Annotated in this window: 24 protein-coding genes; 4 read left to right on the top strand and 20 right to left on the bottom strand. The window is 65.2% G+C overall.

The features are described from left to right. Positions 1 to 32 precede the first annotated feature (32 nt). On the bottom strand, positions 33 to 788 hold the full coding sequence (locus ACQR1X_RS04595) for an SDR family NAD(P)-dependent oxidoreductase (RefSeq protein ID WP_434846531.1): 756 nt from the start codon (positions 786 to 788) through the stop codon (positions 33 to 35). 136 nt (positions 789 to 924) lie between these two features. On the opposite strand from ACQR1X_RS04595, the gene ACQR1X_RS04590 reads away from it, so the two are divergent. Beyond that, positions 925 to 1,815 carry an AraC family transcriptional regulator N-terminal domain-containing protein gene (locus tag ACQR1X_RS04590; RefSeq protein ID WP_434898418.1) on the top strand — a complete coding sequence of 297 codons (891 nt, stop codon included), beginning with the start codon at positions 925 to 927 and terminating at the stop codon, positions 1,813 to 1,815. A 130-nt stretch (positions 1,816 to 1,945) separates the two neighbouring features. Here ACQR1X_RS04590 and ACQR1X_RS04585 read toward each other — a convergent pair whose 3' ends face one another. From ACQR1X_RS04585 to ACQR1X_RS04565, 5 genes are all read right to left on the bottom strand, one after another. Then, complete coding sequence (locus ACQR1X_RS04585) at positions 1,946 to 2,776, bottom strand: CarD family transcriptional regulator (RefSeq protein WP_315800572.1); 831 nt, start codon at positions 2,774 to 2,776, stop codon at positions 1,946 to 1,948. Positions 2,777 to 3,275: 499 nt separating this feature from the next. Continuing rightward, positions 3,276 to 3,614, bottom strand: a complete 339-nt coding sequence (gene fdxA, locus ACQR1X_RS04580) for a ferredoxin FdxA (RefSeq protein WP_035660174.1) — start codon at positions 3,612 to 3,614, stop codon at positions 3,276 to 3,278. Between the two features lie 113 nt (positions 3,615 to 3,727). Next, on the bottom strand, positions 3,728 to 3,985 hold the full coding sequence (locus ACQR1X_RS04575; RefSeq protein ID WP_315800916.1) for an RNA-binding S4 domain-containing protein: 258 nt from the start codon (positions 3,983 to 3,985) through the stop codon (positions 3,728 to 3,730). Between the two features lie 73 nt (positions 3,986 to 4,058). Further along, a complete protein-coding gene (locus ACQR1X_RS04570) occupies positions 4,059 to 7,616 on the bottom strand; it encodes a helicase-related protein (protein WP_434898417.1) in 3,558 nt (1,185 codons plus the stop codon). 534 nt (positions 7,617 to 8,150) lie between these two features. Then, positions 8,151 to 8,927 carry a DUF3108 domain-containing protein gene (locus ACQR1X_RS04565; protein ID WP_315800917.1) on the bottom strand — a complete coding sequence of 259 codons (777 nt, stop codon included), beginning with the start codon at positions 8,925 to 8,927 and terminating at the stop codon, positions 8,151 to 8,153. A gap of 608 nt (positions 8,928 to 9,535) precedes the next feature. On the opposite strand from ACQR1X_RS04565, the gene rpmB reads away from it, so the two are divergent. Then, positions 9,536 to 9,844 (top strand): 50S ribosomal protein L28, encoded by a 309-nt coding sequence (rpmB, locus tag ACQR1X_RS04560; RefSeq protein WP_172114511.1) that lies wholly within the window; start codon positions 9,536 to 9,538, stop codon positions 9,842 to 9,844. Between the two features lie 342 nt (positions 9,845 to 10,186). Next, positions 10,187 to 11,449: a T6SS phospholipase effector Tle1-like catalytic domain-containing protein gene (locus tag ACQR1X_RS04555; protein WP_434898416.1), complete on the top strand. Its 1,263-nt coding sequence runs from the start codon at positions 10,187 to 10,189 to the stop codon at positions 11,447 to 11,449. A 60-nt stretch (positions 11,450 to 11,509) separates the two neighbouring features. Here the strand turns inward: ACQR1X_RS04555 and ACQR1X_RS04550 are convergent, their stop codons facing one another. The 3 genes from ACQR1X_RS04550 to ACQR1X_RS04540 form a co-directional block, all read right to left on the bottom strand. Then, complete coding sequence (locus ACQR1X_RS04550) at positions 11,510 to 11,758, bottom strand: hypothetical protein (protein ID WP_315800575.1); 249 nt, start codon at positions 11,756 to 11,758, stop codon at positions 11,510 to 11,512. 152 nt (positions 11,759 to 11,910) lie between these two features. Continuing rightward, a complete protein-coding gene (locus tag ACQR1X_RS04545) occupies positions 11,911 to 12,147 on the bottom strand; it encodes a transcriptional regulator (protein ID WP_434840300.1) in 237 nt (78 codons plus the stop codon). Between the two features lie 136 nt (positions 12,148 to 12,283). Beyond that, positions 12,284 to 12,490 carry a cold-shock protein gene (locus ACQR1X_RS04540; RefSeq protein WP_315715242.1) on the bottom strand — a complete coding sequence of 69 codons (207 nt, stop codon included), beginning with the start codon at positions 12,488 to 12,490 and terminating at the stop codon, positions 12,284 to 12,286. Positions 12,491 to 12,956: 466 nt separating this feature from the next. Here ACQR1X_RS04540 and rpsU point away from each other — a divergent pair, with 466 nt between their 5' ends. Next, a complete protein-coding gene (rpsU, locus tag ACQR1X_RS04535; RefSeq protein WP_434898415.1) occupies positions 12,957 to 13,280 on the top strand; it encodes a 30S ribosomal protein S21 in 324 nt (107 codons plus the stop codon). Between the two features lie 47 nt (positions 13,281 to 13,327). Here the strand turns inward: rpsU and ACQR1X_RS04530 are convergent, their stop codons facing one another. From ACQR1X_RS04530 to cobS, 11 genes are all read right to left on the bottom strand, one after another. After that, positions 13,328 to 13,516, bottom strand: coding sequence for a hypothetical protein (locus ACQR1X_RS04530; RefSeq protein WP_315800577.1), 189 nt, complete (start codon positions 13,514 to 13,516; stop codon positions 13,328 to 13,330). Between the two features lie 261 nt (positions 13,517 to 13,777). Further along, positions 13,778 to 15,388: an ABC transporter ATP-binding protein gene (locus tag ACQR1X_RS04525; RefSeq protein ID WP_434898414.1), complete on the bottom strand. Its 1,611-nt coding sequence runs from the start codon at positions 15,386 to 15,388 to the stop codon at positions 13,778 to 13,780. Between the two features lie 131 nt (positions 15,389 to 15,519). After that, the gene (locus ACQR1X_RS04520) at positions 15,520 to 16,359 is read right to left on the bottom strand and encodes an ABC transporter permease (RefSeq protein WP_434846535.1); all 840 of its coding nucleotides are present in this window, start codon (positions 16,357 to 16,359) and stop codon (positions 15,520 to 15,522) included. Continuing rightward, positions 16,356 to 17,327 (bottom strand): ABC transporter permease, encoded by a 972-nt coding sequence (locus ACQR1X_RS04515; RefSeq protein ID WP_315800580.1) that lies wholly within the window; start codon positions 17,325 to 17,327, stop codon positions 16,356 to 16,358. Before ACQR1X_RS04515 ends, ACQR1X_RS04520 begins: the two co-directional genes overlap by 4 nt. An 80-nt stretch (positions 17,328 to 17,407) precedes the next feature. Then, positions 17,408 to 18,955 carry an ABC transporter substrate-binding protein gene (locus ACQR1X_RS04510; protein ID WP_315800581.1) on the bottom strand — a complete coding sequence of 516 codons (1,548 nt, stop codon included), beginning with the start codon at positions 18,953 to 18,955 and terminating at the stop codon, positions 17,408 to 17,410. 311 nt (positions 18,956 to 19,266) lie between these two features. Further along, positions 19,267 to 19,692, bottom strand: coding sequence for a hypothetical protein (locus ACQR1X_RS04505; RefSeq protein WP_315800582.1), 426 nt, complete (start codon positions 19,690 to 19,692; stop codon positions 19,267 to 19,269). A 194-nt stretch (positions 19,693 to 19,886) separates the two neighbouring features. Continuing rightward, positions 19,887 to 20,987 carry an LLM class flavin-dependent oxidoreductase gene (locus tag ACQR1X_RS04500; protein ID WP_316182913.1) on the bottom strand — a complete coding sequence of 367 codons (1,101 nt, stop codon included), beginning with the start codon at positions 20,985 to 20,987 and terminating at the stop codon, positions 19,887 to 19,889. Positions 20,988 to 21,204: 217 nt separating this feature from the next. After that, positions 21,205 to 22,317 (bottom strand): NADH:flavin oxidoreductase/NADH oxidase, encoded by a 1,113-nt coding sequence (locus ACQR1X_RS04495; protein WP_434898413.1) that lies wholly within the window; start codon positions 22,315 to 22,317, stop codon positions 21,205 to 21,207. A 103-nt stretch (positions 22,318 to 22,420) separates the two neighbouring features. After that, positions 22,421 to 23,497 carry an esterase-like activity of phytase family protein gene (locus ACQR1X_RS04490; protein ID WP_434898412.1) on the bottom strand — a complete coding sequence of 359 codons (1,077 nt, stop codon included), beginning with the start codon at positions 23,495 to 23,497 and terminating at the stop codon, positions 22,421 to 22,423. 64 nt (positions 23,498 to 23,561) lie between these two features. Then, entirely contained in the window at positions 23,562 to 25,463 is a 1,902-nt protein-coding gene (gene cobT, locus ACQR1X_RS04485) for a cobaltochelatase subunit CobT (protein WP_315800586.1), read from the bottom strand. A gap of 144 nt (positions 25,464 to 25,607) precedes the next feature. Continuing rightward, a complete protein-coding gene (cobS, locus tag ACQR1X_RS04480) occupies positions 25,608 to 26,606 on the bottom strand; it encodes a cobaltochelatase subunit CobS (protein WP_315800587.1) in 999 nt (332 codons plus the stop codon). Positions 26,607 to 26,866: the final 260 nt, after the last annotated feature.

Raw genomic sequence — 26,866 nt, 5'->3', positions numbered from 1 at the left:
CGCTCACGGCAATTTCCTGCTTGCGGGCTCGATCAGATCGCCTGGCCGCCGGAGACTTCGATTCGCTGCGCATTGATCCAGCGGTTGTCCTCGGACAGCAGGCTCGCGATCATCGGGCCGATATCGTCGGGCACGCCGACGCGGCCGAGCGCAGTCATGCTGGCGAACACCCTGTTGATCTCGGGATTGTCGCGCACCGCACCGCCGCCGAAGTCGGTTTCGATCGCCCCTGGCGCCACGGTGTTCACCGCGATGCCGCGGCTGCCCAGCTCCTTCGCCAGATAGAGGGAGAGAACCTCCACTGCACCTTTCGCGGCCGCATAGGCCGCATAACCTGGAAACGAGACCCGCGTCAGGCCGGACGACAGATTGACGATGCGGCCGCCATCGGCGAGTAGCGGCAGCAGCGCCTGGGTCAGGAAATAGACGCCCTTGAAGTGAACATCGACCAGTCGGTCGAACTGCGCCTCCGTTGTGTCGGCGATCAGCGCATGGTCGCCATGGCCGGCGTTGTTAACGAGGTGGTCGAACGTGTCGCGCTGCCAAGTCCGGCGCAGCGCTCCGCGCAGCGTCTCCGCAAACGGCGCAAAGGCGGCGACATCACCGGTGTCGAGCTGGAAGGCCAGCGCCTTGCGGCCCATCGCCTCGATCTCTTCGACGACGGCCGCCGCGTCCTCGGCCCGGTTCTGATAGGTGAGGATGAGGTCACTGCCGCGATGGGCAATATGACGTGCCGCGCTACGGCCGAGCCCGCGGCTGGCGCCGGTCACGAGTGCGATCCTGGTCATGATTTTTTCTCCGGTCGGGTTTGACTGGTCGGATATTGGACACCGACCACCGGCGGAGTTGCCGGAACCGCGCCGTTCCTTGCCTGATCCTCCAAATCGGGGTGTGTGGAGAGCGAGAGCGGGCTAAGTTACGGACATGACCAGCCTGCTCAATGCCGTCAGCCGCTATGCCGCTGTCCACGCCGATACAGCCGGGATTGCCAGGACCCCGATCCCCGGACTCACGACGGTGCGCGCGACCGCACCGAGCGAGCTCGTCTACGCCATCTCGCGACCGCTGGTGTGTCTAGTTGTGCAGGGCAGCAAGCAGGTCACGATGGGGCTGCAGGGACTGACGTTTTCCGCAGGCGATTCGCTGATCATCACCGCCGACGTGCCGACCGTCAGCCAGATCACGCGCGCGACCCGCGCGGCGCCCTATCTGTCGCTGGTGCTGGAGCTCGATTCGGCGCTGATCGCGGAGCTGATCCTGCAGATGGACGGCACGACGGCGACGGACGGTTTTGCTGTCCGGGTCGAGCCGACCGACGCGGAAGTGACGGACGCGGCGCTACGCCTGATGCGCTTGCTCGATCGTCCTGCCGGATTGCAGGTGCTGCAGGCTCAACTCTTGCGCGAGATGCATTATTGGCTGCTCGCCGGCCGGCACGGCGCGGCGATCCGCCGGCTCGGCGGCCCCGACAGCCACGCCCAGCGCATCGCCCGTGCGGTAGCCCTGTTGCGCGCCGAGTTCACCCACACCCTGCCGGTCGAGCGGCTCGCGGCTGTCGCGGGTATGAGCCTGTCCGCCTTCCACCAGCACTTCCGCAGACACACCTCCCTGTCGCCGCTGCAATTCCACAAGCAGCTTCGGCTGATCGAGGCGCGCCGGCTGATGTTGGCCGAAGGCATCAGCGCGAGCAGTGCGGCGTTCGCCGTGGGTTACGAAAGCGTGCCGCAGTTCACGCGCGAATATCGTCGCCTGTTCGGCCGTCCGCCGGTGCAAGACATCAAGGCGGCACAGGCCAAAGTCGAAGCTGTCGCGTGAGCTGCGTGCGGGTGCCGTGCCGGGGACTTGCCGGTCTCGACAGCGTCCCCTTTGAGCCAGGCAAACAAAAAGCCCGACCTTGCGGCCGGGCTTTCGTAAGCAACTAATTCGAAAACGCTTGAACGGTCGATCAGGCGGCCTCGTCGGCCACGGCGGTATCGTCGCCGTCGATGTCATCACCCTCGCCTTCCGCATCGCCCTCGGCGACCGCATCGGCTTCGGTCTTGGCGCCGCGGCGCGGGCTCTTGGCGAGCTGCGTCTCGATCTCCTTGACGGCCTCGGTCTCGGTCGAGTGCTGCACGACCGCGATCTCGCGCGACAGCCGGTCGAGCGCCGCTTCATAGAGCTGGCGTTCGCTGTAGGACTGCTCCGGCTGCGACTCCGAGCGATACAGATCGCGCACGACCTCGGCGATGGCGACGATGTCGCCCGAATTGATCTTCGCTTCGTACTCCTGGGCGCGGCGCGACCACATCGTGCGCTTGACGCGGGCGCGGCCCTTGAGGGTCTCCAGCGCCTTCTTGACCAGCGCCGGGTCGGACAGCTTGCGCATGCCGACATTGGCGACCTTGGCGGTCGGCACGCGCAGCGTCATCTTGTCCTTGATGAAGTTGATGACGAACAGCTCGAGCTTCGCACCCGCGATCTCCTGCTCCTCGATGGCCAGGATCTGGCCGACGCCGTGAGCCGGATAGACGACGAATTCGTTGGTCTTGAAGCCCTGGCGCTGGGTCGGCAGCTTCTTCTCCTCGACGCGCGGCGCGGCCGCGACGGGAGCAGCCGGCTTGGCGGCGACGGCGGGCTTGGCAACAGGGGCAGCAGCCGCAGGAATGGCGGTCTTGGTGGCAGCCTTGGGCGCAGCGGCGGCCTTGGCGGGCGCAGCCTTGGCAACAGAGTCCTTTGCAAGAGTGGTCTTCGCGGCGGATGCTTTCGCGGCAGTCTTGGCAGTCTTTTCAGGCATTGCGCTTCTTTTGTTCTTGGTGGACTTGGCAGCCGAGGCCTTCGCGGCAGCCCGAATCTCCTTTACAGGAGCCCGGGCACGGCCCTTGGAAACGCTGCGGCTGGCCGCGGCGGCTTTTTTTGTACTCTTGGAAGCACTCTTTTTACGCGTTTTCTGTGACACAGCCTGCGCGCGGAACTGCCACGCCCCTGTTTGATGTTGCGGGAACCTAAAAGGGCGGCCAAAAAAAGGTACGCATGGCCGGGTTCGGCTCTGAGAATGTGCTATATATAGCACATTTACCGCAAAAATCAATGATTTAGAGGCCGCAGGGGCGGTATTGTGACGGGTCCACGAAGTTAGGGTTAAGTGAAGCGTGCCGGAATAGAACAACTCATGCGGCGGTTCCCGCTCGCCGCAATCTCGTTCTAGGCCATTGTTTCCGCGTGGCGATTCCAATCAGCCACGGCCAGCGGCAGAATTGCCGGCGCCGCTCTCGCGCCAGCGCAGAGGTGACCCGTCAGTCTCCGGCGCCCGGCTTCGATGAAAAATATTTCTCGAATTTTCCGTCCTCGCCGTCGTGCTCCTTGGCATCCGCCGGCGGGTCCTTCTTCTGCGTGATATTGGGCCAGGACTTGGCATATTCGGCGTTCACGCCCAGCCATTTCTCCAGCCCCGGCTCGGTATCCGGCTTGATCGCGTCGGCCGGGCATTCCGGCTCGCACACGCCGCAATCGATGCATTCGTCCGGATGGATCACCAGCATGTTGTCGCCCTCGTAGAAGCAGTCTACCGGGCAGACCTCAACGCAATCGGTGTATTTGCATTTGATACAGTTTTCGGTGACGACGTAAGTCATCCAGGGCTCCGGAACGGATCGACAAATCGGCTGGCTTGGACTAGCGCAGGACGTGGTGTGCCGCAAGTGAAGCGGGGCGAAGAACTGAATTGGAATTGCGCCGGCGCAACCAATCAACTTCGGCCGCGACCTTCGAGGTCGTCGTAGAGCCCGCGCACGGACGCGGCGTCGCCGCGACGCGCGGCAAAGCCGGTCACCTTGAGCACGCGCACGCTGCGATCGAGCGCGATGGTCAGCACATCACCGGTCTTCACCCCATGGCCCGGCGAGGTCTCGCGCACACCATTGACCCGGACATGCCCCGACGACACCAGCGCCGCGGCGCTGGTGCGCGCCTTCACCAGCCGCGCATGCCACAGCCATTTGTCGATGCGCTGGCGCTCTGACGGGGTGTCGGACGTCGGCGTTGTCCTTCCAACCAATCTTGCCAACCGATCTTGCCGCTCAGTCCTTGCGGTTGTTCCCCGCGAGCTGCTCCTTGAGCGCAGCAAGCTTGGCAAACGGCGAATTGGGATCGACCGGACGGTCGCGATCCCGGCCGCCGCCGCTGCTCGATGCGTAGGGCCGCAGCGCCGGGCCGCTGTCGCGCTTGTCGCGGCCGCCCTTGCCGAAGTCGCGGCCACCGCGCCCCTCGCGGTCGCCCCCGAACTTGCCGCCCTTGTTGCGATCCCGGTTCTGGTCGCGCCCCTTGGCATCATGATCGCGGCGCGGCCCGCGATCCTCGCGCGCCGGCGCCGATGCGCCCTCGGCTGGCGCCGCACCCGCCTCCGGCGGGCCCTTGCGGAAGTCCTTGCCGAACTCCTTCATCCGGTCGCGCCGGCCATGGCCGCGGTGATGGCGCTCGCGCGCCTCGCCGCCCTCGGCCGGAGCGGTCCCGGCCGATGCCTGACCGCCGCCGCCCCCCTGCCCGCGCTCATGCTGCGGACGGTTGGGCCGGCCGCGATGATGATGGTCGTGGCGCGGCCTGCGCTCCTCCGACCGCCCGCCCGGCCGCCAGACCTCGACCAGGACGGGCTCGGCAGCAGGCGAGGCCTCGGCGGGAGAAGCCTCGGTGGCGGTCGATCCAGCAGCAGTTTCCGCCGCGGCAGCTTCAGCCGAAGCGTCGCCGATGCTTGTTGCCTCGTTCGCAACGGCCTCCGCGGCTTCTGGCTGCGGCGCATCCGCAGCGACGGCGGTTTCCGCCTCGGCGACGACGCTTTCGGCAGCCGTCTCGGCCATGGAAGCGGCGTCCGCCACATCCGGCGTGACGAAATCGACGGTCGGCAGCGATGCCAGGGCCGATCCCGGCGTGGTTTCCGGCTGCTCCTCACCGACCATCGCGGGCACGGCGACGGCCTGCTCGGTCACCGGAGCGACGGCGGCCTCCGCGACGGTGGGAACCTGCTCGTCGGCCGGCTCGCCGGCGACAACTGCGAGGTCCTCGCCCGGCACAGCCTGCGCATCTGCCGGAGCGGCTTCGGCAGCAGCAGCGTCCGCGATGGCAGCAGCCTCGACGGGCTTCTCAATCGGCTTGGGCGGCAGCGGCGGACGCTTCTCCATGCGATAGCCGAGCGCGCGCAGGATGGAGGCGAAGTCCTCGCCGGCCGAGCCGGTGAGCGAGGTCATCGCCTGCGTCACCACGAAGCCGCGGCCGTCGAAGGCGCCGGCCGGCTTCTCGCCCGGCGCATTGTCGCGCCAAGCCAGGGCGGGACGAATCAGGTCCGCCAGCCGCTCCAGGATGTCGACGCGCACGGCGCGCTCGCCGGCCTGCTTATAGCCGAGCACGCGATAGGCATCGCGCGGCAGCGCCTTGTCGACCGGGAACGAGGTACGGCCCGAGCTCGCCAGATGCTGGGCGCCGGTCAGCGCGGACATGTCGACATTGCCCTGCTTCTCGGCCCACAGCAGCGCGGCGAGCGCGCGCGCCGCCGGCTTGAGCAGTGCCGGGACGTAGATGTGATAGGCCCCGAAGCGCACGCCATATTTGCGCAAGGTGGCGCGCGACGGCTGGTCGAGATCCTTCATCTCGGCGGCGATCTTGGCGCGCTCGATGACGCCGAGCGCCTCCACGAGCTGGAACGCGATGCCGCGGCCGATGCCGGTGATGTCCTCGGCCTTGGACAATTCGAACAGCGGGCCGAGCAGCTTCTCGATATGCGTCTTCAGCCACAGATCGAGCCGCGCCTGGACCTTGTCGCGCGCGGCACCCGTCAGCCGCTCGTCGGCGATGATGCGCAGGCGCGGATGCAGCGCGTCGTCGGCCGCGACCAGCTTGGCGACCGCGTCGCCGGTCCAGCGCATCGTGCCGTCGGCGGTGAGCACGATGTGCTCGTCGGGCGCGCCGGACAGCTTCTCGGCGCGCGCCTCGATCTCGCCGGCCAGCGCCTTCTGGGCAGCAGCCTGCAAGGCCTTGGCCTCCGAGCCGGCTTCGGCGGCGTCGGGCGCGAAGGTGAATCCATCCAGGCGGCCGATCGCGTGCCCTTCAACGATCACTTCGCCGGTCTTGCCGATTTCCGTATTCAAAACACTGTTCTCCCGCAGGCGCCGCATCAATACACTGGTACGACGATCAACGAAACGCTCCGTGAGCCGTTCATGAAGGGCGTCTGACAATTTATTTTCGAGTTCGCGGGTAATCCCCTGCCAATAATCAGGGTCGCGCAGCCAGTCGGGCCGGTTGGCCACGAAGGTCCAGGTGCGAATCTGTGCAATCCGCCCCGACAGCGTATCGATGTCGCCATCGACGCGGTCGGCCTGATCGACCTGGGCCGCGTACCAGGCGTCCGGAATACGCCCCTTCTGCATCAGGAAGCCGAACACGGTGGTCACCAGCTCCGCATGGGCAGCCGGCGACAGCCTGCGATAGTCGGGAATCTGGCAGGTTTCCCAGAGACGCTCGACCGCTTCAGCGCCATGCGCCATGTCGCGCACCTCGGCATCGCGCGCGGCATGATCGAGCACGCGCAGATCCTCCGCGGTCGGCGCGCGCGTCAGCGCGTCATGCCCCGGCGTAATCGCCAGGGAGACCTGGAGCGCGCTCAAGGACGCGAAATCAAGCCTGGAGTTGCGCCATTGCAGCACCTTCACGGTATCGAAGGTGTGGTTCTGGAGCGCATTGACCAGCTCGGGCTCGAACGGCGCACAACGTCCGGTGGTGCCGAACGTGCCGTTACGCGTCGCGCGTCCGGCACGGCCGGCGATCTGGGCAAACTCCGACGGCGTGAGCCGGCGGAACTGATAGCCGTCATATTTGCGGTCGGATGCGAAGGCGACGTGATCGACGTCGAGATTGAGCCCCATGCCGATCGCATCGGTGGCGACGAGATAGTCGACGTCGCCGTTCTGGAACATCGCCACCTGCGCGTTGCGCGTGCGCGGCGACAGCGATCCCAGCACCACGGCGGCGCCGCCATGCTGGCGGCGGATCAGCTCGGCGATGGCGTACACCTCGTCAGCCGAGAACGCCACGATGGCGGTCCGGCGCGGCTGCCGCGTGATCTTCCGGTCGCCGGCGAATTCGAGCTGCGACAATCGTGGCCGTGTCACCATCGACGCACCGGGCAACAGCCGCTCGATGATGGGGCGCATCGTCGCAGCCCCGAGCAGCAGCGTCTCGTCGCGCCCGCGGCGATTGAGGATGCGGTCGGTGAAGACATGGCCGCGCTCGAGATCGGACGCGATCTGGATCTCGTCGACGGCCAGGAACGACACGTCGAGATCCCTGGGCATCGCCTCGACCGTCGACACCCAATAGCGCGGGTTCTTCGGCTTGATCTTCTCCTCGCCGGTGATCAGCGCGACGGCCTCGCTGCCGACGCGATCGGCGATCTTGTTGTAGACCTCGCGCGCGAGCAGCCGCAGCGGCAGTCCGATGATGCCGGAGGAATGCGCGAGCATGCGCTCGATCGCCAGATGCGTCTTGCCGGTGTTGGTGGGGCCGAGCACGGCGGTGACGCCGCTTCCGGGAGCACGGTCGGACGTGCGCTCGAAAGGCGAGGCAGCCGAAGAGGACGAAAAAGCCATTCGTTAAATGTGGGTCTCGAAGCCGGCGTTGGAAGCGCGTCGTTCACGCGCGACGGATGCGGAATTGTCGTGTGTCTGGAGAGGCTGAGATGCTGACCCCTGTCTCACATTGTGACGCATATAGTGCCGCAGCTTAAGCTTCGGAACGCCTTGAGAACGAATCGCGAAGGAATCGCTGACTCTGTCGGCTTTCAGGCTTCGTTCACCGCAACATCTCGCGCTCTGCGATCAAGCCAGCACTAGATCAAGTTTTCGCGGGCTCCACAAGCAACGCTTTCGCGATGGAACTGGCGCGCATTTCAGGGCGTCCCGAGTCGAATCAGAATCAGGGAAGAGTCAAACGGATTCACGCGCAGCAGACAGCATCCATACGGGGACCGGCAAATCGGAGGTCAACGCGGAATCTCCATCGCATTCAAGCGCGGACGGCATGCCGCCAGACCTTCACGCCACGGCCGCTGTTGCGGCTCAGCCGCTGACGGGGCCGTGCCACAGCGATGAGATTCGGATGTGGAGGAGCAGCGATACGAGGCGCTACTGGGTCTTGGCGACGTGCGGCGCCGCCTGGGTGATGAACGACGTCGCCTCCAGCATCGCGGTCCCCAGCGGGGTCGGGATCACCATCTTGAACGGCACCAGCACGCGGGTGCCGGCGATCGGCACGAAGAAGATCTCCATGTTGCGGGCCTGAGCCAGATATTTGATGACCGGCCGGTCCGGGATGTAGCCCGCGACCGGCGTGAAGTAGATCGCGCAGACCAGCGCCGGACCGCGATAGCCCTTGTCAGCCTTGACGTTCTCCATGCGCTTGTAGTCGAGCTTGAGCTCGTAGCGCATGCGGCCGTCGAACACGGGCGCAGCGCCGCGGCAGGAGTCCGGCGACAGCAGTTCGCCATTGCCCGGCACCCGCACCAGAGAGGCCGTCATCGGATCGAGCACGCCGCGCTTGTGGGCATCCGTCACCGGAATGCGGTCGGGATCGACTGGAGGCGCCGGCTCGATGGCGAAGTCCTTCACGGTGCCGTTCTGCAGATTGATGCGGATCTGCTCCGATTTCTTTCCCGTGGAGGTCGAGGCCTGGTAGCTCTGGCCGACCAGGGCGCCGTTGACGACGCGTCCCTGCACCGAGCCCGTGCCTGATCCTTGCGAGAAGCTCTTGAGCAGGCCGGCGGTGCCGCCCTGAGCCGCAGCACCATACTGATCATCCCCGATCTCGACCGCCCAGGTGCCCTTGCCGACGGGGATGCCGGCCAGGGAAGCCTCGTATTGAGCGTCCAACCGAGCCTGCGCCTGGGCGCCTTGCGCCAGCAACAACAGGCAGAGCGCTGCCCCGGCCGCGGCCAGGCGGCCCGAGAGAAATGAGGGAACCGAGATGATGGTCACGTGACGAATGATCCTGCCGATCCGCCTGCCTGAGCGCCGGACCGATCCGACGCGCCGTCCTTGCTACTTAAGCCAAAAACGCCTTCAAACAACGCGAACCGTCCGACAATGGCGGTTTGTCCAGCGCTTTGCGCCTGAACAGCACTCAGAACCGTCGTCCGCAGCGCTGCCGGAACCGAGCCGCGAACCTCCGACCGCGCCAGCATGCCGCCATTCCGGACCGTTCGCGGGATATCCATCCATCACGTCCGAATGCGCCCTTTATATGGTCTAAACTGCCGGCTATACTATTGATTACACGCCTGCTTTTCTGCTGGTCGGCGATTTCGGCCCGACCAGGAGGAGGCATGGGTCGCGTCCTCCGGGTTCGCCGGCCCGGCTCTCGGTATCTGCTGCGGCCTTCAAAACCTTGACGAAAAGCCGCATCCCCCCTATAGGACCGCATCTCCCAGAGACGAGCTGGACGAGTTTTGGACCCCCGCGGCCCGCCGACATAGGCGGACGAAGGGTGCGGGGACGAGAGAGGATTTATTGCCATGTCGCGGCGCTGTGAACTGACGGCCAAGGGTCCCCAGGTTGGCCACAAGGTCAGCCACTCCAACATCAAGACCAAGCGGCGCTTCCTGCCGAACCTGTGCAACGTGACCTTCATCTCGGATGCACTCGGCCGCAACGTGCGCCTGCGCGTTTCGACCAACGCGCTCAAGAGCGTCGACCACAATGGCGGCCTCGACGCCTATCTGCTCAAGGCCAACGCCGCGACCCTGTCGCCGCGCGCGCTGGAGCTGAAGCGCGCCATCGAGAAGAAGGCGGCGGACGCTGCCCCGGTCGCCAAGGCGAGCTGAGAGAGCCAACCGAAATTCAAGATTGATGCAGAAGCCGGACGCGTCACGAGCGGGGCTTCGAGCTGAACGAGATGTCGAAACGGCCGGGTCGAGAGATCCGGCCGTTTTGCTTGCGGATGCCGTGACCAACTGACAACTCTGGACAAGGCAGCCGGCGCGGGGCGGCAGGACAGGTCGGGTGACCATCCGTTCGTACAACGGCGTCCAGCAGTCACTCCGCCATGTCGGCCGCGCCGCGCGCAACAGCGACCCAGACGAAGTGCCATAGGGAACCGACCTCCCCAACGCCAGCCGGATGCTCTACACTCGTTGCGGTAGCATTATTGCGGACATTCCTTTGCCATGAAGAATATTGTCATCTGCTGCGACGGCACCGGCAACGAGATCAGCGAGAACATCTCGAACGTACTCAAGCTCTATCGCTGCCTGCGCAAGACCGACAAGACGACACCGCATCAGGCCGTATTCTACGATCCCGGCGTCGGCACGCTGACCCAGCCCGACACCTGGCACCGCTTCAAGGCCAATTTCAACATGGTGCTGGGGCTCGCGACCGGCTACGGCCTCGACGACAACGTCATCAACGCCTACTCCTTCCTGGCCACGCATTACGAGGACGGCGACCGCATCTTTCTGTTCGGCTTCTCGCGGGGCGCCTACACCGTGCGCGTGCTGGCCGGGCTGATCCACAAGATCGGGCTGATCTCGCCGGGTCAGATCAATCTCGTCGGCCCTGGCGTGATCGCCTACAAGAAGTACTCCTCGGACAATCCGAAGGCCGGGCGCGGCATCACCAAGGAGCTCGAGAGCACCGAGGAGGACGGGCCGATCCCGGAGAGCCGCGACGACCACGCCGCGCAGTTCGCGCGGATCACCTCGGCGCGCTGGCCGACAATCCATTTCGTCGGCGTGTGGGACACGGTGGCGAGCGTGATCGTGCCGCGCACCGACCGGCTGTTCGCGCTGCCGAGCCTCGAGGAGCTCGCCTTCACGATCGAGAACCCGAGCGTGAAGATCTTCCGCCAGGCTGCGGCGATCGACGAGCGCCGCTGCATGTTCCGGCTGAAGCCGTGGGGCATGCCGCAGACCTTCACGCCGAACCGCTTCAACAAGGCGCAGGCGCGACCGCAGGACGCCAAACAGGTGTGGTTCGCCGGCGTGCACGCCGACGTCGGCGGCGGCTATCCCGAGGTCCGGTCGGCGGCTTCGAAATATCCGCTGCTGTGGATGATCGACGAGGCGGTCGAGGCCGGACTGACGGTCAATCCGCGCACGGTGAATCAGCTGGCCTGGGGCGTGCAGCGCAAGAACAGTCCGTTCTCCTATGTGGCGCCGAGCGTCCAGGGACCGCTGCACGATTCGATGACAGCGGCCTGGCGGGTGCTCGAATGGCTGCCGAAGAGCGCGACGTACAAGGAATGGCCGGAACGCAAGGCGCATTTCGGCTTCTACATTCCGAATGGCGAACCGCGCTTCATCCCCGACGGCGCCTTCGTTCATGAGAGCGTGCTGATGCGGATCGCGGAATCGAAGGACTATCGCCCCGTCAACCTGCCCGCGTCCTATGAGCGCATTCCGCTTCCGGTCAAACAGAAGGCGGAGTAGCAGCAACAGCGCGTTGCGCGTCGAGCACGGCCTTCGGAGGCCCGCGTGTGGCGGATCGCCTCAGATCATGCGCAGATGGATGACGCCGTCGGTCACCTCGCCACGGGCAAACTGCTCGCGCGCCATCTGCTCGAACGCCGTGCGGTTCCGTTGCAGATAGGCGAACGCCTGGTTGCGCGTGCAGAAGCAGGTCTCAAGATGACAGACCTGCCGTGTGGCGCCGATTGCGAGCGCGAATGCGATCGTCTGGGCTCCACGCTGCGTCTCATCCTTGGCAATGCGAACGTCTGTAGCGGTCGGCTTGGCCACGTCAGCCTCCTCGGTACGAAGGTCGGGTCTGTACGCGGGACACGGTTGGGGCGTAGTAATCAGGCATGGATCGCCCGTCTGTTCGAGCACCGGCAACGAAGTTCCGATAATTCAACGGGGCACCCGACGCCGGAAGGCGAGATGAAGCAGCCCTAGCGAACGACCTTCTTGCGCCGCTTCGGCGCAGGCGCCGCATCAGACACCGCTTGCGCAGCTTCCGCTTCCTTGGCGAGCCGCAACACGCGCAGCCGCTCCATGTTCTTGCGGACCGCCATCGCGCGCTGATCCCATTCGGCGCGCGCCTTCGCCCCGTCCTCGGCGGCGACGCGCTGGCGCTCCGACCGCGCGATGCTTTCGGGGGAGCGCTCTGACATCTTCTTGGTAGCCATCGACTGATCCTTCCGGAGATGCGGGTTACCGTCGAGACGCAGAAAGCCCGCTCAATACAGGATCGAGCGGGCAAACCAGCCATTTCAGTACATCCGTGAAATGGCCTAAGACGTCAGAGACGTCTGATCAGTACGGTCAGACCAGCGCGAGGTTTTCTGCGCTGGTTTTACCGCGCATCTTGTCCGTCTTGACCTCAAAACTGACTTTCTGGCCCTCAGCCAGACCGGCGAGACCAGCGCGTTCAACCGCGCTGATGTGAACGAACACGTCGTTCCCGCCATCCTGCGGCTGAATGAAACCAAAGCCCTTCTGGCCATTGAACCACTTAACGGTACCCTGCATGTCTATCTCCAAATCATTCATCGCGCGACCATCACGCGATCTCATTCAACTGAGCGATGACTTTTGGAAATAGCCCACAGGCACATTCAGAAAGGCACAGCGGCTAATCGAACTACCTCAAGGTAGAGATTTTCTGAGGAATTACAAGGCCGCGCGGCAAATATAGTTTGCCGAGGGCCGGAACCGTTGAGTCGGCTCGCGCTGGCAATATCAGCAGATTGCCCTTATCTTCACAGCACCATCGGTAACGGCCTGGCCATCGATGGCTGAGAGACACTCGTGCTCCCGCCTTCCGACGAAGGGGATCACCGTGTCTCGCACGCATCGTGACTCATCACATTGTGAGCAACACGTTTCATTGGTGCCGCTCAGCTGATCAGCTGAGCGCGCCGCTCTCCCCGCCACAGCGCCGATCGGCTTCGCCAACCGAATTTCATCGATAGAGATGAAGACAAGGAGGATACTTTTGCAGGTTCTTGTTCGTGACAACGACGTCGAGAAGGCGTTGCGCATCCTGAAGCGGAAGATGCAGCGCGAAGGCGTATTCCGCGAGATGAAGCGCCGCAGATCCTACGAGAAGCCATCGGAGCGCAAGACGCGCGAGAAATCCGATGCGATCAGGCGCCAACGCAAAGTCGCGCGCAAGCAGGCCATCCGCGAAGGCTTGCTGCCGGCGCCGGTCAAGAAGGTGACTGCGACGCGGCCGGGCGCGCTCCCCTCAACGACCTCGACGCGCACCGATCGTGAACGGCCGCAGGGCCAGCTCACCGCTACGCCTCCGCGCAGCTGAGCGAGCGACGGCATGCCCGCCGAAATCGACGGGACGAGGCTGGCGGATCACGCCAGCTTCTTCGGCTGTTTGCCGGCGCTGTCAGCCGCTTCACGCGCCAAGCGCTCGGCCTTCAGCCGCTCGCGGTTCTGATCGAACGCGGCCTGCGCCTTTTCATAATCGCTTCTCGTCGGCTCGGCCGGCTTGAAGGCCTTTTGAGCCTCGCGCACGGCGGCCGTTGGCTTGCGCTCCGACATGATGAGAGTCCTCGTTGGGATGGTGAACGCCGCTGCGACATCCTGTCGAGACTGGCGCTTCATGGGCACGGTTCAATGACAGCCTCGGGTAGAGGGAGCACGAGCCCGCTGTCTTGGCGCGGACCAGCTAGGGCGACCACCCTGCGGCCTCATCGGGGTCCAATGCTATTATAATCCAAATACGCCGAAGATGTTGCAAGTCATTGAACCCGGCCCGGCACGATGCGCCATGGTTCCGACCGGCGGTCGGTTTACGCACAATCACGCCATTCCGTGCTTGCGGCCGGGAACGGCAGCGAGCAGCTCGCGAGTATAGGCGTGTTCGGGATTGGCGAACAGCGCGGCGGTCGGCTTCAGCTCGACGATCTCGCCCTTCTGCATGACGGCGATCCGATCGCAGATCTGCGCGGCCACCCGCAGGTCATGCGTGATGAACAGCATCGACAGACCGAGGCGCGCCTTCAGATCTTCCAGCAGCCGCAGCACCTGCGCCTGGACGGACACGTCGAGCGCCGACACCGCTTCGTCCGCGACGATGATCTCCGGATCGAGCGCGAGCGCGCGCGCGATGCCGATGCGCTGACGCTGGCCGCCGGAGAATTCGTGCGGATAGCGGCCGATCGCGCCCGCGTCGAGCCCGACCATGCCGAGCAGCTCCTGGGCGCGCTTCAGCGCGGCATCGAGCGGCGTGCCGCGCGCGACCATGCCGTCGGCGATGATGCGGCCGACCTTGCGGCGCGGGTTGAGCGAGGCGAACGGATCCTGGAAGATCATTTGGATGCGATGACGCTGCGCACGCAAGGCGCCGCCCTCCAGCGCCGTGAGATCGACGTCGCCGATCCGCACCGTGCCGCGATCGGCCTCGATCAGCCGCATCACGAGACGCGCGACGGACGACTTTCCCGAGCCGGACTCGCCGACGAGGCCGAGCGTCTCGCCCTGATGGATCGCGAAATTGACCGCATGCGCAGCGCGCGTCTCGCGCTTCGGGCGGAACCAGCCGGTCGGCGTCACATAGGTCTTGTCGAGGCCGATCACGTCGATCGCCTTCGGAACGTCCTCGCGGGATTGCCGCGGCGGCGGATCGAAAGAGGGCACCGCGGCGAGCAGCGCCTTGGTGTAGTCGTGCTGCGGATTGCCCAGCACGGACTCGGCCGCGCCTTCCTCCACCACCTTGCCATGGCGCAACACGACCACCTGGTCGGCGATGTCGGCGACGACGCCGAAATCATGGGTGATGAACATCACCGCCATGTTGTGGCTGGCCTGGAGGCTACGGATCAGCTTGAGGATCTGCGCCTGGGTCGTCACGTCGAGCGCGGTGGTCGGCTCGTCAGCGACCAGCACCGCCGGCTCGAGCGCCAGCGCCATTGCGATCATCGCGCGCTGGCGTTGGCCGCCGGAGAGCTGATGCGGATAGGCGCGGATGATCCGCTCGGGATCGGGCAGCCCGACCTCGCGCACCAGCGCCAGCGCCTTGGCGCGGCGCTCGCGGGGGCTCAGCAGATCATGCGCCTCGAACACCTCCATCAGTTGGTCACCGATGCGCATCAAGGGATTGAGCGCGGTCATCGGCTCCTGGAACACCATGGCGATGCGGCGACCGCGCAGATCGCGCCAGCCGTCCTCATCGACGGCAAGCAGGTCGTGCCCTTCGAAGCGGATCTCGCCGCTCTCGACGTTCACCGTATCGGGCAGCAGCCCGAGCAGCGCGTGCGCGCACATCGACTTGCCCGAGCCGGATTCGCCGACCACGCAGACGATCCTGCCGGCGGTGAGATCGAACGAGACGCCGTCGACCGCGTGGGTGCGCTCGGCGCCTTTGGGCAAGGCGATGAGCAGGTTCCTGATGGCAACGACAGAGTCAACCATGGCTCACCGCCACAGCGTCGTAGGGTGGGCAAAGCGAAGCGTGCCCACCATCGGCAGATGAGGTAGAAAAATCGGTGGGCACGGCGCGGTGCGCCTTTGCCCACCCTGCGGACTCATGGTCGATCATGGCCTCACCTGCCCTCGCGCGACAGGCGCGGGTTGAGGGCATCGTTCAGTCCCTCGCCGATCAAGTTGAGGCCGAGCACCGACAGCAGGATCGCCACGCCGGGAAAGACCGTGATCCACCAGGCCTGGCGAATGACGGTGCGACCGGCGCCGACCATGTAGCCCCAGGAGATCAGGTTGGGATCGCCGAGCCCGAGGAACGACAGCGAGGATTCCAGCAGGATCGCAGTCGCGACCATCAGCGAGGCCAGAACGATGACGGGCGACAGCGCGTTGGGCAGGATCTCGCGCCAGATGATCCACGCATTGCTCTGTCCGGTGACAATGGCGGCCTGGACATATTCCCGGGTCCGCAGGCTCAACACCTCGCCGCGGACGAGGCGCGCCACCGGGGGCCAACTGACGAGGCCGATCGCGGCGACGATCGAATAGATCGAGGGCTGCAGGATCGCCACCAGCACGATCGCGAGCGCGAAGCTCGGGATGGTCTGGAAGAACTCCGTGAAGCGCATCAGCGCGTCGTCGACACGGCCGCCGAAATAGCCGGCGATGGCGCCGAGCGGCACGCCGACGATCAGCGCCACCAGCGTCGAGACCAGCCCGACCAGCAGCGAGACGCGAGCCCCGAAGATCAGGCCGGCCAGCACGTCGCGCCCGAGCGCGTCGGTACCGAGCGGGACCCTGGACAGCGTGAACGGCGGAACGAACGGCCGCTGTACCATGCGCCACGGCGAGTTCGGGAAGTAGAGCGGTCCGGCGACCGCGATCACGATCGCGAGCACGAGAATGATCAGCCCGATGACGCCGCTCGGGCTGCGCAGCATGGTGCGCCAGAACTGCCTCATGAGGCGTACTCGATGCGCGGATCGACCAGACGGTAGACGAGGTCGGTGACGAGGTTGAAGATCAGCACCATGGCCGAGGACACCACGAACACGCCGAGCAGGAGATTGTAGTCGCGCTGGATCAGCGCGTCGTACATCAGCCGGCCGATGCCCGGCCATGCGAACACCGTCTCCGTCAAGACCGCGCCGCCGACCAGCGTACCGGCATGAACGCCGGCCAGGGTCACCACCGGCAGCAGCGCGTTGCGCAGCACGTGGCGGCGCAGGATGACGCCGTCGCGCAGCCCCTTGGCGCGCGCGGTCTTGACGAAATCGAGCCGCTTGACCTCGAGCATGGAAGCGCGGGTCATGCGGGTGTAGGTCGCCATGAAGAACAGCCCGAGCGTCGCAGCCGGCATCGCGAGATGCGCGGCGACGTCGAGCGCGTGGCGAACGCCGGTATAGCCGGCACCGATCGTCTCATAGCCGAAGCTCGGCAGCCAATCGACCCAGACCGAGAACAGCAGGATCGCGATCAGCGCGATCCAGAACAGCGGCGTTGCGTAGAAGATCAGCGCGAGCACCGTGATCGCGGTGTCGAGGATGGTGCCGGCGAAGCGCGCGGCGAGCACACCGAACAGGATGCCGAGACCGAGCGAGATCGCGAACGCCGTCAGCGTCAGCAGCAGCGTCGCCGGCAGCCGCTCGGCGATCAGCCTGGCGACCGGCGCCTGCTGGCGGAACGAGAAGCCGAGATCGAGGCTGGCGATGCCCTTGACGTAGATCAGCAGCTGCTCCGGCAGCGGACGGTCGAGGCCGAACTTCTCGCGCAACTGCGCCACGAAGATCTGGTCGGAGGCGCCGGCCTCGCCGGCCATGACCACGGCCGGATCGCCCGGCGCCAGCCGGATCAGGAAGAAATTCAGCACGATGATGGCGAGAAGGACGATGATGCCTTTCACGACGCGCTGAGCGATGAAGGAGAGCATGAAAGGTCCGTGAAGGTCAGCTCGGGAGGACAGCGAAGCACCGGAGCGCGGGGATCATGGCCGCGCCCCGGAGTGCACCGCTATTTGTCGAGCCAAGCGTCGCGGAAGCCGTCGTTGACGCCGATGCCGGTGGTGATCAGGTTCTTCACCTTGCACTTGGTGATGGTCGGGAACTGGAGCTCGAGCAGCCAGGCCACCGGCACGTCCTCGGCCAGGATCTTCTGCACCTTGTCATAGGCCTCCTTGCGCTTGGCGTCGGTCGGCGCCGTCGCGCCCTCGGCGAACAGCTTGTCCACTTCCGGATTGGAATAGCCTTCGACATTGTTGAACAACTGGCCCTTGGCGATCGCCGAGGTGATGTAGTTGCGGGACACGCCGAGCGCGGGATCGCCGTACTGATAGAGATAGGTGAAGGCGATGTCGTAGTCCCACTCCATGATCTTCTGGTTGCCGCCGGGCACGTCGGTCGCGATCGTCTCGATGTTCATGCCGACATCCTGCAGGTTCTGCTTCACCGCCTCGCCCCAGCGCTGCCAGGTCTCGCCATAGGCGAGCGGCAGCATGCGGATCTTCTCGCCCTTGTAGCCGGCTTCCTTCAAGAGCGCCTTGGCCTTGGCCGGATCGTACGGATATTTCGGCACGTCATCGGAATAGAACTTGATGGTCGAGGCCGACGGACCGGTCGCCACCTTGCCAAGGCCGTTCCAGATCACGTCCTTGGCGAAGTCGCGGTCGATGGCATACATGATCGCCTGGCGCACCTTCTTGTTGGCCAGGATCGGATGCCGGTTGTTGAGCCACATCCAGGCCAGCGGCGAGAAAAACTCCCAGCCGGCACCGGTGACGCAGGCGCCCGGCAGCTTGGAGACGCGCGGCACGTCGAAATTCTCGATCGAGCCGCCCGGCAGCACATCGACCTTGCCGGTCTCGAAGGCCACCGCGCGCGCCGCCGCGTCGGGAATGATCTGCCAGTAGACCTCGTCGAGATAGGGCTTGCCCTTCTCGTGGTAGTTGGGATTTTTCACCATCCGGATGAAGGAGCCCTTCTGCCATTCCTTGAACATGAAGGGACCGGTGCCGATCGGCGCGTTGTTGTTCGGATTGGTCTTGTAGTCGGTGCCTTCATACAGGTGCTTCGGCACCATCGGCATCGAGCCGACCTCGAAAATACCGATGAAGGGACCGAACGGCTCCTTCAGCGTGAACACCACCGTGAGATCGTCCGGCGCCTCGACCTTCTCGACGATTGCGAGGTTGTTGCGGGCGCGCGCATGCGTCTGCTTCAGCATCTCGATCGAGAACAGCACGTCGGCCGACGTGAACGGCTTGCCGTCGTGCCAGGTCACGCCAGGCTTGAGCTTGAAGGTGTAGACCTTGGCATCCGGGCTGATCGTCCAACTTTCGGCGAGGCCGGGCAGCGGCTCGAGCTTGGGGCTGTAGCGCAGCAGGCCCTCAAAGATGTTGCCGGCGACCATCTGCGTCGGGCCGTTCTGGACCATCGCCAGCATCAGGCCCGGCGGCTCGGGCTGAATGACGGCATTGACCACGCCGCCGACCTTCGGCTCCTCCGCTTGCGCCGCGGACAGTCCGCAGCCAATGACCACACCCAGCAGCACCCGTTTCAACATGATGAACTTCCCAAATGTCCTTGCCGCCTGCAATGCATCAAGCGCGCCAACGCGCGCGGAATCGCCATGCGGCGTTTTGATGCTGCGCTTGCTCTGGGCGCATGGACGCCGGCTTTGTCGCGACCCCGCGCCGAAATGCAGCCTGATCATTTGCCGGATCACCGGCCGGCAAGTTGGCTCGCCGACGGTGCCGTCGCTGCTCAGTATCAGCTAGTTCCGCAGAGCAGAACTCAACGAGGAGCCTATGCGCCACCTGTTCGCCGCAAGATGAAACTCGCGACAGCGTCAGCCCAAAAATTGAACAGGGAAAATCAGCGCCGCAGACGCGCGATCGCGCCGGCAACGATCTGCATGATCACGCCGATGATCCAGCCGACCATGATCAGCGACGTCCAGACGATGTGCGGATCTTCGCGCAGGATGATGATGGCAACGGCGAAGAACGCCGTGAGGGTTGCGAGGAAGGTCCCGACGGCGCTCAGAAATTCGGCCGTGTCGATCTTCGTCTCCGTCGGCGAGTTCTCGTCATGAGGATGAAAAGGCAGTTGCGGCGTGTCGATGCCGAGATAGAAGCCCAGCGCCCCAGACAGCATCATCACGATCAGGAAGCCCTGCGTGGTCAGCAACGGAACGCTGGAGCCGACATGGGCCCCGACGAAGACGCCGCAGGCGGCGCCTGCCAGAGCCAGACCCGAGCGTTCGAGGATATGGGCAAACTTCCTGACGCGAAACCGCATGACCTGCCCCCAGATGTCAGACCCGCCACGCGCATGCAGCGGATTCGACGCCTGGATCCGTCCTAACGGCAAGACCGTCACCCAAACGTCAAATCTGAAGCTGCACTCGCGCGAAAATTTTAGCTACATTTCTTTTGACGCCAGCATTGCCCGAAAGGGAGGGGGAATGCTGGCGTCAAGATACTAGGACGTTACTAGGCAGCCTTGGTCAGGCCGGCATTGAGGTGGCTCAATCTCGGCATCACCTCCTGCTTCAACAGGCGCAGCGAGTTGTGCCAGGCTTCCGGCTTGTGCTTGTAGTCGAAGCCGAACACGCACAGCGTCCCGAAGCCGCCGACCTCGTGCCAGATCTTCTCGATCTTCTCGGTCACCGTGGCCGGCGAGCCGACTATCCAGTTGCGCTTGGCGCAATAGTCCACCGTCACGTCGGAATCCGGCACCTCGGGTGAGTGCTTCAGATAGTCCTTGAAGCCGAAATGGCCGAGCAGTGGCAGGAAATATTCGCCCATCATCCGCCCCATCATGTCGCCGGAGGACAAGCGCCAGGCTTCCTCGTCGGTCTCGGCGACGAACACCTCGCGCACCAGCCGCCAGTCATTGCGGCTGGGCTTTCGCCCGGACTTGGCCGCGCCGGCCTCGACCGAGTCCCAGTGCGACGACACATAGGCCGGGTTGAGGTTGAGGCTCATCGGGATGAAGCCGCGCTCGCCGGCGAGCTTGAGCGTGTCGGAGTTCTTCGACAGGCCGGCGACGCCGATCGGCGGATGCGGCGCCTGCACCGGCTTGATGTGCGGCTTGAGGAAGTCGAACATCACGTCGGGCTTGGTCACCGTCCAGTATTTGCCCTTGTGCGTGAACGGTGCCGGCTCGGTCCACAGACGCAGGATGATCTCCAGCGCCTCGCGCGTCATCTCGCGGTTCTGGCCGCTCATGCCGTCGACGTTGAACATCGCCCAGTCGCTCGGCAGACCGGATGCGGCAATGCCGAAATTGAGCCGGCCGTCGGACAGATGATCCAGCATCGCAACGCGGTTGGCGAGCTCGGCCGGGTGATGATAGGGCAGAAGGAAGCCGCCCGGCCCAAGCCGGATGTTCTTCGTTTCACGGAAGGCCTGCGCCAGAATGAGATCGGGTGCCGGGTGCGGCTCCCAGGGCGCGGTGTGATGCTCGCCGATCCAGGCTTCCTGATAGCCGAGTTCGTCGAGCCACCGCAGGACCTGCAGGTCCCATTCCTGCCCCTCCTTCAATCCGCACTCCGGCGGATGCGAGGGCATCGTGAAGTATCCGATTTCCATGGCGCTTTCCTCTCGCGTTTGTATTGCGGCGCATCTTTGTGATGCGCTCATCGTCACGCGAGACGAAACACGACCAGACGAGTCGGCATCGCCGCACGTGGTCTGCGAAGTCTAGCACTTCGTCCGACAGCGACAATCGTCAGCCGTGTCGCGGGCGGAATGATGACCGCAGAATTTTGCAACGCTGGTGCGCAACATTGCGGTCATCAATTGCACGTCAGCGTGCGCCGAACGTCGTCTTGCCGAACAACTCCTTCTGCGTCGACGGCTGCGAGCGCCAATATTGCGGAGGTGCGGCGACCTGTCCGCCGAGCTCCGCTGCCGCGTGCCAGCCCCAGCGCGGGTCATAGAGCATGCCGCGGGCCAGCGCGACCATGTCGGCCTTGCCCGAGGCCACGATCTCCTCGGCCTGCTGCGCCTGCGTGATGAGACCGACCGCCATGGTCGGAAGCCCCGTCGCCTGTTTCACGGCCGCGGCAAACGGCACCTGGTAGCCGGGTCCGAGGGCGATCTTCTGCAACGGCGACACGCCGCCCGAGGAGACGTCGATCCAGTCGGCGCCGCGGCGCTTCAGCTCTTGCGCAAATATGATGGTCTGCTCGAGATCCCAGCCGCCGTCGACCCAGTCGGTGGCCGAGACACGCATGCCGACCGGCTTGTCCGCAGGCAAGACGGCGCGCACCGCATCGTAAACTTCGAGCGGAAAGCGCATGCGGTTCTCCAGAGACCCGCCATAGCTGTCGGTGCGCTGGTTGGCGATCGGCGACAGAAACTGATGCAACAGATAGCCATGCGCGCCGTGGAGCTCGATCGCGTCGATGCCGAGGCGCGACGCCCGTTGCGCTGCAGAAACGAACGCATCGCGAATGCGGGCCAGGCCCGCGAGATCGAGCGCCTCCGGCGCGAGCTCGCCCGCCTTGTGCGGCAAGGCCGATGGCGCGACCGTCTGCCATCCGCCGTCCGCGAGCGGAATCTGCTGTCCGCCATCCCACGGCTTGTAGCTGGAGCCCTTGCGGCCGGCATGGGCGAGCTGCATCGCAACCGCGGTCTTCGAATGTTTGCGAACCGAGGCCAGGATCGGCTTCAACGCAGCTTCCGTCACATCGTCCCACAGCCCGAGACAGCCGGGCGTGATGCGCCCGATCGGCTCGACATGCGTCGCCTCGATACAGAACATCGCCGCGCCCGACAGCGCCAGCGTGTTGATGTGGGTGAAGTGCCAGTCATTGGCCACGCCATTCTCGGCCGAGTACTGGCACATCGGCGACACCATGATGCGGTTGGCGAGTTCGAGACTGCGCAGCTTGATCGGAGTGAACAGGGCGCTCATGCTGAGTTCCAGGTTGTGACGGTTGACGCGATGATCCGATGGCCGCGAGTGTCGATCATGGACGAGCCGCGGTCAACGCGAGCCGCCGCAGCGGTATCGCTGCTCACTCCATCAGCGTGAACTGCAGCAGCAGCGTGCGCTGGATCATCGAGAAGTTGTCGTCGGACACCAGCGTCAGCACGGTCTCGCCGTCCGGCGTGACATGCGCATCGATGCCCTCGAGATTGTCGATCTCCTGGCCGAGATCGGCGGAGAAGATCGCCGGACCATCGACCAGCGCGCCCGGCGCGATCTGCGCTAGCGTCAGCCGGCGGATTCGAATGCCGACCCCGTTGAACAGCGAGAACTTGCGTTCGAGCACCAGAAGATCACCGGACGGCAGCAGCACGGCATCACTGACGTCGAACTCGTTGCTACGGACGATGCTGAACTGTCCCGCGGCCGGTCCGCCGATCAGGAAGGCCAGCAGATTGCCGTTCGCGTCCAGACCGCGCTCGGACAGCGCGATCAGGGTGCCGGCGAGCGGCAGGCCCTTCGGCACGACCACCAACGCCTCCAGTCCCTTGTTGTGGGGCAGCCGCTTGGCGGCCGGCGGCAGCGGCACGATCTCGCCGCGCGCGCCGGTTCCACCCTTGGCGAAGTCGTAGCGCAGGAGCTGGTTGACGCGTTCGAGGCCGACATAGACGATGTCTCCATCGCGCGCGAGCGACTCGGAATCATACCAGCCGCGATCGGTGATGGGCCGTCCGTCCGGACCAAGCAGCGGCGCCGCCTCGACATCGGCGAGCCCCGCGATCTCGCGGCCGGAATAGGCAATGCGGCCGGTGAACCAGCCGCCCTTGTCGCTGACCGCGAGGAAGCGTTCACCGCTGGCATCGAGCCGGATGCCGGACAGGCCGCCGAAGCCGGGAAAAGACGAGGTCAGCGCCACGCCGCTGCGATATTGCAGCATCCCGAAGCGCAGATGCGTCCGATCGCGAAGGTCGAACGAGGGCAGCGGTCGCGCGTTGACCTCGATCTTGACCGCCGATGTGACGGAGTGCTCGTCGATGGTGACGCGTCTGCGGACCGGCGCCGGCGCAAGCTGCGCACGAGCCGTCCTGGAGCATGCGAATGCCGACACTCCGCCGATGGTCAGCGCGAGAAAGCGCCTGCGGTCGGCAATCGCCTGCAGCGACATCGTCAGCGGAGCCCCCTCCCCCACCTCCTCCAAGACGGAGGAGACGCAGCCGGCCGACGGCCGCTTACGAATGCAGCCTGCGCTTTGGTCCCGGCGCAGGCTGCGGTGCCGCGTGGGTCTCCGTGAACAATTCGGCGAGCTTCTCGGTGATGGCGCCACCGAGCTCCTCGGCATCGACGATGGTCACCGCGCGACGGTAGTAGCGGGTGACGTCGTGGCCGATGCCGATCGCGATCAGCTCGACCGGCGAGCGGGTCTCGATCTCCTCGATGATGTGGCGCAGATGCCGCTCGAGATAGTTGCCGGGATTGACCGACAGCGTGGAGTCATCGACCGGCGCGCCGTCCGAGATCATCATCAGGATCTTGCGCTGCTCGGCACGCCCGAGCAGGCGCTTGTGCGCCCAGTCGAGCGCCTCGCCGTCGATGTTCTCTTTCAACAGCCCCTCGCGCATCATCAGGCCGAGATTCTTGCGCGCCCGCCGCCACGGCGCATCGGCCGACTTGTAGATGATATGGCGGAGATCGTTGAGGCGGCCGGGATTGGCCGGCTTGCCGGCGGCAAGCCACGCCTCGCGCGACTGCCCGCCCTTCCAGGCCCGCGTCGTGAAGCCGAGGATCTCGACCTTGACGCCGCAGCGCTCCAGCGTGCGGGCGAGGATGTCGGCGCAAGTCGCGGCCACCGTGATCGGTCGGCCACGCATCGAGCCGGAATTGTCGAGCAGCAGGGTCACCACGGTGTCACGGAAGGTCGCTTCCTTCTCACGCATGAACGACAGCGGTTGATAGGGGTCGATGACCACGCGCGACAGCCGCGCCGGATCGAGGATGCCTTCCTCGAGATCGAACTCCCAGGCGCGGTTCTGCTGCGCCATCAGCCGGCGCTGCAGCCGGTTGGCGAGCCGCGCCACGATGCCCTGCAGATGTGCGAGCTGCTTGTCGAGATAGGAGCGCAGCCGCTCCAGCTCGTCATGGTCGCACAGGTCTTCCGCGGCAATGACCTCGTCGAACTTCGGCGCGAAGGCGTGATATTCCGGCCCGCGCGGCTCGTTGGCGCCGCCGCGGTTCGGACGCGTCGCCTCGCCCGGCGTCTCGTCGTCGCCGAGCTCGCCGTCGTCGAGCGTGTCGGACGCCGAAGCCTGGGCGGCCTCCATCGCGCTCTCCGACATCTCGTCCGACGTCGTCTGCGCCTGGTCTGCGCTCATCTCCTGCGCGGCGTCGGATTCGGGCGAGCCCTCGGCGCCGGACTGGTCGTTGTCGCCGTCGCGGCTGTCGTCGTTGTCCTCGTCCTCTTCGGAATCGGCGTTGCGCTCGTCGCCGAGATCCAGCGCCGACAAGAGATCGTGCACGAGGTCGCCGAACTTCGCCTGATCCTCGGTGAAGCGGCCGAGCTCATCGAGACGCTGGCCGATCCTGTCCTCCAGGAACGGACGCCAGAGATCGACCACCTTGCGCGCCGCGTTCGGCGGCGCCATGCCAGTGAGGCGCTCACGCACCATCATGGCCAACGCATCCGACAGCGGTGCGTCGGCACGGTCGGTGATCTCGTCATATTTGCCGCGATGGAAGTGATCATCGAGCATCGCCGTGAGATTCTTGGCGACGCCGGCCATGCGTTTTGCACCGATCGCCTCGACACGCGCCTGCTCGACCGCCTCGAACACGCCACGCGCCTGCGGATTGCCCGGGATCAGCTTGCGATGGATTTTCGGATCGTGGCAGGCGAGCTTCAGCGCGATCGAGTCGGCATGGCCGCGCACGACGGCGGCGTCGCGCTTGGTCATCTTGCGCGCCGGCTCCGGCAGCCGGGCCTTGCCCGGCGCAAGGCCGGGACGCTCGGCTGCGAAGGAGACTTCGAGCTCAGGCGCCCTGGCGATCGCGCGCAGGCACCCCGTGACCGACCTCTTGAAAGGTTCGGTCGGTGCTTCCTTGACGCCAGGACGGGGCTTGTTGCTCGGTGTGGTCATCTGGTTCCTGCGGCTATCGTCCCGGCGAACGCCAGGCCCGATAACCACCGGCGTTCGTTTGTTCGCACTCGCTCTCCCGCATCACCCCACGAGAGAGGCCGCGGCGTATGGGTCCCGGCCCGAGGCCGGGACCACGCCGTTGTGTCAGCTCAGCGCCACGTTGATGGAGGATTCCGGCAGCTCCGCATTGAAGCAGCGCTGATAGAATTCGGCGACCAGCGGACGCTCGAGCTCGTCGCACTTGTTGAGGAACGTCACACGGAAGGCGAAGCCGATGTCACCGAAGATCTCGGCGTTCTCGGCCCAGGTGATCACCGTGCGCGGGCTCATCACCGTCGACAGATCGCCATTGGCGAAGGCGTTGCGCGTGAGGTCGGCGAGCCGCACCATCTTGTTAACGATGTCGCGTCCCTGCGCGTTCTGATAGTGCTTGGCCTTGGCCAGCACGATCTCGACCTCCTCGTCATGGGCGAGGTAGTTGAGCGTGGTGACGATCGACCAGCGGTCCATCTGGCCCTGGTTGATCTGCTGGGTGCCGTGATAGAGGCCCGAGGTATCGCCAAGGCCGATCGTATTGGCGGTCGCGAACAGGCGGAATGCCGGGTGCGGCTTGATCACCTTGTTCTGGTCGAGCAGCGTCAGGCGGCCCGACACCTCCAACACGCGCTGGATCACGAACATCACGTCCGGACGGCCGGCGTCGTATTCGTCGAACACCAGCGCGACGTTGTGCTGCAGTGCCCAGGGCAGGATGCCGTCACGGAACTCGGTCACCTGCTTGCCGTCCTTGACCACGATCGCGTCCTTGCCGACGAGGTCGATACGGCTGATGTGGCTGTCGAGATTGACCCGCACGCACGGCCAGTTGAGCCGCGCCGCGACCTGCTCGATATGGGTCGACTTGCCCGTTCCATGGTAGCCGGTCACCATCACGCGGCGGTTCTTGGCGAAGCCGGCCAGGATCGCCAGCGTGGTGGCGCGGTCGAAGCGGTAATCGGCATCGACCTCGGGAACGTGCGGGTCGGTCGCTGAAAAAGCCGGCACCTCAAGGTCGCTGTCGATCCCGAACACCTGCCGCACCGACACCTTCATGTCGGGCACACCGGTCATCTCCTGCGCATTGGTCGTAGCGGCGGTCGTCATTCATCCTCCGAGGTCCCGGGCATTCCCGAAACCAGATTTCATGTTTGGCTGCGGTTGAAGGGCTTCGACGCCAGCCTAGCAGAGAGCACGCGCGGGCAGAAGCCTAAGCCTTGATCAAAGTTCCGTCGTTATATCATCGAGATAGGCATGGGTGGCCGTTTTCGGAAGGCTGCCCTGCGAATCGTGCCACCTTTTCGCCCACCGGCTCTTCCCAGGAATCTCGACGTGGCACCCAGGGCCGGGGTTCCTACTTATCGGGA

It is taken from the genome of Bradyrhizobium sp. HKCCYLRH3073, assembly GCF_051167995.1.
Lineage (GTDB): Bacteria > Pseudomonadota > Alphaproteobacteria > Rhizobiales > Xanthobacteraceae > Bradyrhizobium.
Note: the sequence above shows the minus strand (reverse complement) of the source record. Positions and strands in the feature narration are given on the sequence as shown.

Excerpts from the sequence above, each read along its gene's own strand:
- ACQR1X_RS04595 (WP_434846531.1), bottom strand. The coding sequence starts at position 788 with ATGACCAGGATCGCACTCGTGACCGGCGCCAGCCGCGGGCTCGGCCGT.
- ACQR1X_RS04590 (WP_434898418.1), top strand. The coding sequence starts at position 925 with ATGACCAGCCTGCTCAATGCCGTCAGCCGCTATGCCGCTGTCCACGCC.
- ACQR1X_RS04585 (WP_315800572.1), bottom strand. The coding sequence starts at position 2,776 with ATGCCTGAAAAGACTGCCAAGACTGCCGCGAAAGCATCCGCCGCGAAG.
- fdxA (WP_035660174.1), bottom strand. The coding sequence starts at position 3,614 with ATGACTTACGTCGTCACCGAAAACTGTATCAAATGCAAATACACCGAT.
- ACQR1X_RS04570 (WP_434898417.1), bottom strand. The coding sequence starts at position 7,616 with ATGGCTTTTTCGTCCTCTTCGGCTGCCTCGCCTTTCGAGCGCACGTCC.
- rpmB (WP_172114511.1), top strand. The coding sequence starts at position 9,536 with ATGTCGCGGCGCTGTGAACTGACGGCCAAGGGTCCCCAGGTTGGCCAC.
- ACQR1X_RS04555 (WP_434898416.1), top strand. The coding sequence starts at position 10,187 with ATGAAGAATATTGTCATCTGCTGCGACGGCACCGGCAACGAGATCAGC.
- ACQR1X_RS04545 (WP_434840300.1), bottom strand. The coding sequence starts at position 12,147 with ATGGCTACCAAGAAGATGTCAGAGCGCTCCCCCGAAAGCATCGCGCGG.
- ACQR1X_RS04540 (WP_315715242.1), bottom strand. The coding sequence starts at position 12,490 with ATGCAGGGTACCGTTAAGTGGTTCAATGGCCAGAAGGGCTTTGGTTTC.
- ACQR1X_RS04530 (WP_315800577.1), bottom strand. The coding sequence starts at position 13,516 with ATGTCGGAGCGCAAGCCAACGGCCGCCGTGCGCGAGGCTCAAAAGGCC.
- ACQR1X_RS04525 (WP_434898414.1), bottom strand. The coding sequence starts at position 15,388 with ATGGTTGACTCTGTCGTTGCCATCAGGAACCTGCTCATCGCCTTGCCC.
- ACQR1X_RS04520 (WP_434846535.1), bottom strand. The coding sequence starts at position 16,359 with ATGAGGCAGTTCTGGCGCACCATGCTGCGCAGCCCGAGCGGCGTCATC.
- ACQR1X_RS04515 (WP_315800580.1), bottom strand. The coding sequence starts at position 17,327 with ATGCTCTCCTTCATCGCTCAGCGCGTCGTGAAAGGCATCATCGTCCTT.
- ACQR1X_RS04510 (WP_315800581.1), bottom strand. The coding sequence starts at position 18,955 with ATGTTGAAACGGGTGCTGCTGGGTGTGGTCATTGGCTGCGGACTGTCC.
- ACQR1X_RS04505 (WP_315800582.1), bottom strand. The coding sequence starts at position 19,692 with ATGCGGTTTCGCGTCAGGAAGTTTGCCCATATCCTCGAACGCTCGGGT.
- ACQR1X_RS04500 (WP_316182913.1), bottom strand. The coding sequence starts at position 20,987 with ATGGAAATCGGATACTTCACGATGCCCTCGCATCCGCCGGAGTGCGGA.
- ACQR1X_RS04495 (WP_434898413.1), bottom strand. The coding sequence starts at position 22,317 with ATGAGCGCCCTGTTCACTCCGATCAAGCTGCGCAGTCTCGAACTCGCC.
- ACQR1X_RS04490 (WP_434898412.1), bottom strand. The coding sequence starts at position 23,497 with ATGTCGCTGCAGGCGATTGCCGACCGCAGGCGCTTTCTCGCGCTGACC.
- cobT (WP_315800586.1), bottom strand. The coding sequence starts at position 25,463 with ATGACCACACCGAGCAACAAGCCCCGTCCTGGCGTCAAGGAAGCACCG.
- cobS (WP_315800587.1), bottom strand. The coding sequence starts at position 26,606 with ATGACGACCGCCGCTACGACCAATGCGCAGGAGATGACCGGTGTGCCC.